Here is a 1,094-nt window from a genome sequence, read left to right on the forward strand (position 1 = left end):
TTTCCGCATGGATCACAACGTTAATTTCTTTGCGACTTGTATGGGCTCCACTGCGCTTCAAGACAGTGTCATTAGCTCTATTAAATTAATGCAGATGTATGGCGCAAAGATCATTTTTAAGAAAAAACAAACTTGTTGCGGTCAGCCTGCATTCAACTCAGGCTATACAAAAGAAGCCAAAGAAATTGCTTTTTATAATATGGCTCTCTTTGGCGATAACAACTACCCAATTGTTATTCCAGCAGGCTCTTGCGCTGGCATGATGAGCCACGATTACAAACTTCTCTTTAAAGACGATTCTCAAGAGGTACGTGACAGCGTAGAACGTTTTGCATCTCGTATTTATGATGAGTCTGAATACTTAGACCAAGTACTACAAGCTAAATTTGAGGATAAAGGTCAACCTATTAAGGTAACCTTCCACGTTTCTTGTCACTCTTTACGTGTTCAAGAGTGTATCCCAACCCAAAAGTCACTCATACGTCAGTTACAGAATGTAACTTTAGTTGATATTCCTTATGAAGAAGAGTGCTGCGGCTTTGGTGGTACCTTCTCTATCAAAGAGCCTGAAATTTCCAATGCTATTGTTTCAGAAAAGATTAAGCATATTCAAGAAACTGGCTGTAAGGTAGTGTTAGCTGGTGATAATGGCTGTATTTTAAATATTTCTGGCGCTTTAGCTCGTAAGGGCATTACTGATATTAAAGTCATGAACATTTACGACTTTATCTTAAAGCGTTTAACTGGTGAGGAGCTTTAATTATGGATTTAGCATCTATTCCTCATAAGACTATTGTTAGTCAAAAGCTTAATGATGGCCAAATGCGTGAAAACCTGACTAAGGCCATGCATACCTTACAAGGCAATCGCTTAAACCTCATTGAAAACAAGTTTGACAATTGGCAGGGTCTTAGAGATAGAGCACGCCAAGTTAAAAACAATGCCTTAATGTCCTTACAAGAGCGCATTGAAGAATTTGAAAAGAATGCTACTAAAAATGGCATTCAGGTTCACTTTGCAAGTACCGACAAAGATGCTTGCGAAATTATCTATCAAATTATGAAAGATAATAATGTGGACAAAGTTCTTAAAGG

Annotated in this window: 2 protein-coding genes; both read left to right on the plus strand. The window is 37.8% G+C overall.

All coding sequences use genetic code 11. The annotated features are described in order from the left end of the window. Positions 1–760, plus strand: a 760-nt coding sequence (locus tag MXE38_RS12375; RefSeq protein WP_246915522.1) for a (Fe-S)-binding protein, incomplete at its 5' end; no start/stop codon positions are given. 2 nt (positions 761–762) lie between these two features. Continuing rightward, positions 763–1,094: LUD domain-containing protein (locus tag MXE38_RS12380; RefSeq protein WP_246915525.1), on the plus strand; the 332-nt coding region annotated here is incomplete at its 3' end.

The organism is Anaerobiospirillum sp. NML120448 (genome assembly GCF_023050945.1).
GTDB lineage: Bacteria > Pseudomonadota > Gammaproteobacteria > Enterobacterales > Succinivibrionaceae > Anaerobiospirillum.